Raw genomic sequence first — 6,026 nt, 5'->3', positions numbered from 1 at the left:
TGGCGGCCGGGTACCGCTGCCGGGGTGCGTGAGGCGCGGGGTGGCGGACGTCCGGCGGTGCGCCGTTCGCCGGGCGGGACGCGGACGGCTCGGGGGCCGGCACGTCTTCCAGGGAGTCGTGGACGGGTGGCAGCACGATCTGCGGTGCCAGGTCCTGGGCGGGCCCACTGGCTCGGGGCCGGGGCGGAAGGTCGGGTTGCGGCTGTACGGAAACGCAGCCGGACAGCGTCGTGACGGCCATGCCCACCAGGAGGCTCACCGTGATTCTGGTTCGTTGCACCTGATCAACTCTGCTGTGCGGACCCGGCTCCGCGGAGCCGGGAGGCCGGGATTGGCCCGCAAGAGTGACGCCCAGTCAGCGCAGCGCCCAGTGTGGCCCCAGCATCCCGCTCAGCAGTTCGGCGAAGCCGGTCCGCAGTTCCTCCTCGCTCGGTACGGAGCGGTTGTACGACCCCGCGGCGCACGAGAACATCAGGCCCTCGCACCAGGCCACCAGGGACAGGGCATGCCGTTCGGGCTCGGCCGACCCGGCGGCCGTCATCAGCGCCATCAGCGGTTCGCGGAACTGCCGGCCCGTCGCGTCGTAGAACTCCCGCAGTTCCGGGCGCCGGGTCGCCTCCAGGGCCAACTCGTAGCGGCAGAGCAGCAGTTCGGGGTGGCGGGTGAGGTAGCGGTGCAGCGCCAGGGCGAGACCGGCGACCAGCGCCTCTGCCCCGGCGGTCGGGGCGTTCCCCGGGGTGGCCGGGCCGTTCTCCGGGGTGGCGCCCGGAACCGGGAGTTCGCCGGGGGCGAGCACGCGCGCCTCGCGTACCGCCAGCCGTCGTACCGCCGCCTCCAGCAGGGCCTGCCGGGTCCGCGCGTGGTTGGACGTCGAGCCCTGGGGGAGTCCGGCGCGCTCGTCCACCGCGCGGTGGGTCAGCCCGCGCATCCCGCGTTCGGCGAGGAGTGCGAGGGCGGCATCGGCGATGAGATCGGCCCGGGAAGTACCGGTGGTGCGTGTGGCCATGGGGCCAACCTACCTCCGGAACTACATCCGTAGTACGGTGAAGCCGTTACTACGGATGTAGTTACGGAGCTCCGGAGTTCCGTGGATCCCGAGAAATCGTGGAGGAATCATGGACAAGCCCCATGCCGTCGTCATCGGCAGTGGAATCGGCGGCCTCACGGCGGCGGTGGCCCTGCACGGCTGCGGCTGGCGGGTCACCGTCCTGGAGCGGGCGGCCTCCCTGGAACCCGTCGGGGCCGGGATCGCCCTCGCACCCAACTCCCAGCGCGCCCTGGACGTCATCGGCATGGGCGACGAGATCAGGGCCCTCGCCGCCTGGCAGGGCGAAGGTGGCATGCGGGTCCCGGGCGGCCGCTGGCTCTCCCGTACGGACAGCGCCGCCGCGGCCGAGCGGTTCGGCGGCCCGATCGTCCTGCTGCACCGGGCCGTCCTCGTCGACCGACTCGTGGCCCGGCTGCCCGAGGGCACCGTCCGGACCGGCACCGCCGCGGAGCTGCTGGACCCGGGGACGGCGGACGGTGCGCCCGCCGTGGTCGGGACGGCGGCCGGGAGCATCGAGGCCGACCTCGTCGTCGGCGCCGACGGCATCAACTCGTCCGTACGAAGCACGCTCTTCCCGGACCACCCCGGACCCTCGTACGCCGGATTCACCACTTGGCGCATCGTCGTCCCCGCACCCGAGCGGCCCTTCGCCCCGCACGAGACCTGGGGGCGCGGCGCACTCTGGGGCACCCAGCCGCTCAAGGACGGCCGGATCTACGCCTACGGGGCCGCTGTCGCCCCAGCCGGGGCCCATGCCGCCGACGACGAGAAGGCGGAGCTGATGCGCCGGTTCGGCGGCTGGCACGACCCGATCCCGGCGATCATCGCCGCGGCCGATCCCGGACAGGTGCTCCGCAACGACGTCCACCAGCTGATCGATCCCCTGCCGTCCTTCCACCGGGGCCGCACCGTCCTCGTCGGCGACTGTGCGCACGCGATGGCGCCGAGCCTCGGTCAGGGCGGCAACCAGGCCGTCGAGGACGCGATCGTGCTCGCCCACCATCTGACGCCGGGCGGTGACCTCGGCGCCGGGGCGGCGGGGTACACCGCCGACCGGTTGCCCCGCACTTCGGCCATCGTCCGCAAGGCCGCGACGACTTCGCGCCTGATGCGGCTGACCAGCGCACCCGCCGTCGCGATGCGTGACGCGCTGCTCTCCGCCGTATCGCGCTTCGGGCCCACCATCGTCCTGCGCACCTTCGACGGGATAGCCGACTGGCAGCCGCCGCAGCACACGTATGCTGCCCCTCGCGAGGTGGACACCGCGCCGGCGGGCACCGAACAGTGAGAGGGAGACCCCTGTGAAGGTCGGCTGCATCGGGCTCGGCGACATCGCGCAGAAGGCATATCTGCCGGTTCTGACCACCCTGCCCGGGGTCGAACTGCATCTGCAGACCCGTACACCCGCCACCCTGGCCGCGGTTGCCGAGGCCCACCGGATTCCGGCCGGGCAGCGCCACACCGACCTCGGATCGCTGATCGCCCAGGGGCTGGACGCCGCGTTCGTCCACGCTCCGACCGCCGTGCATCCGGAGATCGTGGCCCGGCTGCTGGAGGCCGGCGTCGCCACCTACGTCGACAAGCCACTGGCCTACGAACTCGCCGATTCCCAGCGGCTGGTGAGCCTCGCCGAGGAGCGCGGAACCAGCCTCGCCGTCGGCTTCAACCGCAGGGTCGCGCCCGGCTACGCACAGTGCGCCGAGCACCCGCGCGAGCTGATCCTCATGCAGAAGAACCGGGTGGGCATGCCGGAGGACCCGCGCACCATGGTGCTCGACGACTTCATCCATGTCGTCGACACCCTCCGCTTCCTGGTGCCGGGGCCGGTCGAGCACACCGCCGTACAGGCCCGGATCCGCGAGGGCCTGATGCACCATGTCGCGCTGCAGCTGTCCGGTGACGGGTTCACCGCCATCGGCACGATGAACCGGCTCAGCGGCTCGACCGAGGAACGGCTGGAGGTCTCCGGCCAGGACTCCAAGCGCGAGGTCGTCAACCTCGCCGAAGTGATCGATCACAAGGGGCAGCCGACCGTACGGCGGCGCGGCGACTGGGTGCCGGTGGCCCGTCAGCGCGGTATCGAACAGAGCGTGCTGTCGTTCCTGGACGCCGTACGCGCCGGAAAGGTGTTGAGCGCCGCGGACGCCCTGCGGACACACGAACTGTGCGAACGCATCCTGCGCGACCTGGACTGCGTCTGAGGGCTGTCAGGCAGCGGCGTTGCGCCCTTGTGCGGCAGCCGGGCCCGGCGGTTTCCGGATGCGTCGGGCCCTGCCCCGATGCAGGCTGGGGTGATGGACCACCGGCCCGTGGAGGTGACCTCGTGAGACCTCACGACGAACCAAAGGGCTGGGGAGCGCTCCAGCCGCCGCCGGGTTACTACTCGGCCGACGGGCGGCCGCCCGACGCGATGCAGCGCGGTCTGATCCTCGACTGGGCGGTCAACCAGCGGATCGCCGACGGCTGGCGGGTGGAATCGCGCTCCCGGACACAGGTCGTCATGGTCCGGGGAAACCGGCTGAACCATGTGCTGCACGCCATCCTGATGGTGTTCACCTGCTTCCTCTGGGGCGCCGTGTGGCTGGCGCTGGCCGTGACCAACAAGGTCGAGCGGGTCGCGCTCACCGTCGACGCCCGGGGGAACATCGTCTCGGTGAACGGCCCCGGATAGTCCTGGCCGGTACCGCCCCGCACTGTCCGGTCCGGCCGCTCGCTCCCGGCTCACGGCCCCGAGCGGACGATCGGCTCGGCGGCCTCCGCAGCGGCCTCACCCGTCACCCCGGCCGGCCCGACCCGGCCACGCCTCATGCGTGACCGGACCGCTTCGGAGGCGCAGAACAGGACCAGCACCGCCGCCGCCCCCTGCACCGGCCAGTCGCCCAGCCGCACATAGAGCGTGGTGCCGGTCGCCAGCGGTACGTCGAACACGGCGGCCCCGCTCGTGTCCGTACCGAGCGGAGCACCGACCCGTGCGCCCCGCGGGCCGTACACCGCGCTGACGCCGGTGAGCGTGGCATGCACCACCGGGCGGCCGTTCTCGGCGGCCCGCAGCGCCCCGAGCGAGGCATGCTGCCAGGGTGCCCAGCCGTGCTGGAACGAGGAGGTGGACGACTGGGTGACCAGCAGCTGCGCACCGTCCCGGGTGAGCCGACGGCTCATATCGGGGAACGCGGACTCGAAGCAGACCAGCGGTCCGATACGCAGGCCGTTCCCGCCGTCGGTCCCGGGCAGCGTCATCGTCACCTGCCGGGTGCCCCGCAACCGGTCCTCGCCCGCCGCCCGGCCCATGGACGTGGCCCAGCCGAGCACCGACCGGGCCGGGATGTACTCGCCGAACGGCACCAGCCGCATCTTGTCGTAGCGGTCCCCGGTCAGTCCGTCCGGACCCACCAGCACCGCCGACTTGAAGATCCCCGTCCGGCCCGAGCTGTCGGTCTGCCGGGCGTCCACATTGACCAGCACGTCCGTGCCCACCCGGCGCGAGAGGGCGGCGATCCGGGCGGTGACGTCCGGGCGCCGGGCGAGATCCACCCCCACACTGCTCTCGCCCCAGACCACCAGATCGAGATCGCGCCCGGCCAGCGAGCCGGTCAGCCGCTCACTGAGGGCGAGCCGGCGCTCGGCGCTGTGCGCCCCGGAAACCACCCCCGGCTGCACGACGGCGATCCTGGCCACCCCCGACTCCTCGGGCTGCGGTGCCCACCTCGCCATCGCTCCCACGGCCAGACCGCACACCACGATGCCCACCGCGGCCATCGCCCGGGCGGCCGCGGTCACGAACAGCAGGGCGACAGCGGTGTTCACCGCCACCACCACGAGGCTCACCAGCCACACTCCGCCCACGGACGCCACCCGGAGCGCGGGAGCCACCTGCCACTGGCTTGCGCCGAGCAGCCCCCAGGGACCGCCGAGCGCCTCCCAGGAACGGGCCAGTTCGATCATCAGCCAGCCGCAGGGCACGACGACGAGCGCGGGGATCACAGCCGCTGCGGACACCGGCCCGCCCAGCATCCGGAAGACCAGCAGCCCCCACGGAGCCCACAGCAGACCGAGCAGGGCCGCAAGGATCACGATGAAGACATGGAGGCTGGGCATCAGCCAGTGATGCACCGCGAGCATGTAGCCGATGCCGCCGAGCCAGCCGTCCAGCGCGGCCCGGCGCCCCGTACCGGCGGACCGGATCAGCAGCAGCCACGGAACCAGGCCGACCCCGGCGAGCCACCACAGGGAAGGGGCGGGAAACGCGAGTGCGGGCAGCGCGCCCGCGAGCAGCGCGAGGCAGCCGCGCCACCGGCCGGACCGCAGCATCCGTGCCCACTGTCCGCTCCGACCGGCCGGAATCCGCATGCCGCGCCTCCTCGTCCTGTCTGATGAGCAGTCTCCCCCCTGGTGCTCCGCTCCGCAGTTCTTTCCCGGCGCCGGGAAGCGGAAGCGCCGGTGGACCGGCTCAGCCCACGGGGGACACGGGGAAGGGACCTGCGGGGCCGCGCCACTTCTCGTGGACGGTCACGGTACGGATCCGCCAGCCGCTGTCCGTGCGCGACAGCGTGAACGTGTACCGCCCGCCGGAGACGAAGTTCGGCGCGGTCTCCCGTACCTCCGCGTCGCCGGCCTCCGAGCCGCTCCCACCGTCCGCGGTGCTCTCCAGCCGCATCGGGTTCAGGTAGTCGGCCCGCACCTCGGCGCGGTCGCCCGGGTAACCGCCCAGGTCCTGGAGTTCGAGCCGGCGGTTGACGATCAGATGCTGACGTACGGGGAAGAGCCGCATGGTCTGCGCCAGCCACTCGGCGACCTCGGGCGCCGGCCCTTCGACACCACCGGCGCCGCGGTAGTCGGCGCGGCCGTCCGCGGTGAACAGGGCCCGGTAGTCCGCCCATTCGCCGTCGTCCACCGCCACCGCGTAGCCGGTGATCACTGCATCGATGGACAGCCGGTCCATCACGGTCGCGAGATCCACGCGCTGAGTCATCGGGTCAGT

6 protein-coding genes and 1 pseudogene are annotated in these 6,026 nt (G+C 72.5%); 3 read left to right on the top strand and 4 right to left on the bottom strand.

The genetic code is table 11. The features are described 5' to 3' along the window. Together ABZY11_RS14715 and ABZY11_RS14710 are read right to left on the bottom strand one after the other, a co-directional pair. Window positions 1-280, bottom strand: a pseudogene (locus ABZY11_RS14715) (hypothetical protein); the annotation flags it as partial. Between the two features lie 75 nt (window positions 281-355). Further along, the gene (locus ABZY11_RS14710) at window positions 356-1,006 is read right to left on the bottom strand and encodes a TetR family transcriptional regulator (protein ID WP_356479480.1); all 651 of its coding nucleotides are present in this window, start codon (window positions 1,004-1,006) and stop codon (window positions 356-358) included. 109 nt (window positions 1,007-1,115) lie between these two features. Between ABZY11_RS14710 and ABZY11_RS14705 the strand changes: the two genes are divergently transcribed. The 3 genes from ABZY11_RS14705 to ABZY11_RS14695 all read left to right on the top strand — a co-directional run bounded on the left by ABZY11_RS14705 (window position 1,116) and on the right by ABZY11_RS14695 (window position 3,719). After that, window positions 1,116-2,336, top strand: coding sequence for an FAD-dependent monooxygenase (locus ABZY11_RS14705; RefSeq protein ID WP_356479479.1), 1,221 nt, complete (start codon window positions 1,116-1,118; stop codon window positions 2,334-2,336). A gap of 13 nt (window positions 2,337-2,349) precedes the next feature. Then, window positions 2,350-3,249 carry a Gfo/Idh/MocA family oxidoreductase gene (locus ABZY11_RS14700; protein ID WP_356479478.1) on the top strand — a complete coding sequence of 300 codons (900 nt, stop codon included), beginning with the start codon at window positions 2,350-2,352 and terminating at the stop codon, window positions 3,247-3,249. A 122-nt stretch (window positions 3,250-3,371) separates the two neighbouring features. Beyond that, window positions 3,372-3,719 carry a hypothetical protein gene (locus ABZY11_RS14695; RefSeq protein WP_356479477.1) on the top strand — a complete coding sequence of 116 codons (348 nt, stop codon included), beginning with the start codon at window positions 3,372-3,374 and terminating at the stop codon, window positions 3,717-3,719. A 50-nt stretch (window positions 3,720-3,769) separates the two neighbouring features. On the opposite strand, the gene lnt is transcribed toward ABZY11_RS14695, so the two are convergent. Both lnt and ABZY11_RS14685 read right to left on the bottom strand, forming a co-directional pair. Beyond that, window positions 3,770-5,356 (bottom strand): apolipoprotein N-acyltransferase, encoded by a 1,587-nt coding sequence (gene lnt / locus ABZY11_RS14690; protein WP_356479484.1) that lies wholly within the window; start codon window positions 5,354-5,356, stop codon window positions 3,770-3,772. Window positions 5,357-5,495: 139 nt separating this feature from the next. Then, a complete protein-coding gene (locus ABZY11_RS14685) occupies window positions 5,496-6,017 on the bottom strand; it encodes a nuclear transport factor 2 family protein (protein ID WP_356479476.1) in 522 nt (173 codons plus the stop codon). Between the last annotated feature and the right edge of the window lie 9 nt (window positions 6,018-6,026).

Origin of the sequence: Streptomyces sp. NPDC006510, assembly GCF_040611955.1 — a bacterium.
GTDB lineage: Bacteria > Actinomycetota > Actinomycetes > Streptomycetales > Streptomycetaceae > Streptomyces.
Note: the sequence above shows the minus strand (reverse complement) of the source record. Positions and strands in the feature narration are given on the sequence as shown.